The 363-nt window shown below is 66.4% G+C and carries 1 protein-coding gene; it reads left to right on the top strand.

The window, feature by feature from the left end:
• On the top strand, nucleotides 1-363 hold a 363-nt coding region (locus DSY14_RS28305; RefSeq protein ID WP_211719625.1), incomplete at both ends, for a YqhA family protein.

Consider the following 363-nt stretch of genomic DNA (forward strand, 5'->3'; position numbering starts at 1 on the left):
GATCGCGAACCTGCTGATCATGGTGATCGTCGGCGGCTATGAGACCTTCGTGTCGCGCATCGGCCTCCAGGGCCACCGGGACCAGCCCGAGTGGCTCTCCCACGTCAACTCCAACGTACTGAAGGTCAAGCTCGCCACCGCCATCGTGGGCATCTCCTCCGTCCATCTGCTCCAGATGTTCGTGGACGTCCACCACACCTCGCGCCACGCCCTGCTGTGGGGCACGGTGATCCACATGGCCTTCATCGTGTCGGCGGCGATCCTGGCGTACATGTCGGGGCCGATGGCGATGCGCGCGGACCAGGCACACAAGGAGCGCGCGGAACAGCACGGGCACGGCAACGGGCACGGCAACGGGCACGG

Source organism: Nocardiopsis sp. MG754419 (assembly GCF_018207095.1).
Lineage (GTDB): Bacteria > Actinomycetota > Actinomycetes > Streptosporangiales > Streptosporangiaceae > Nocardiopsis.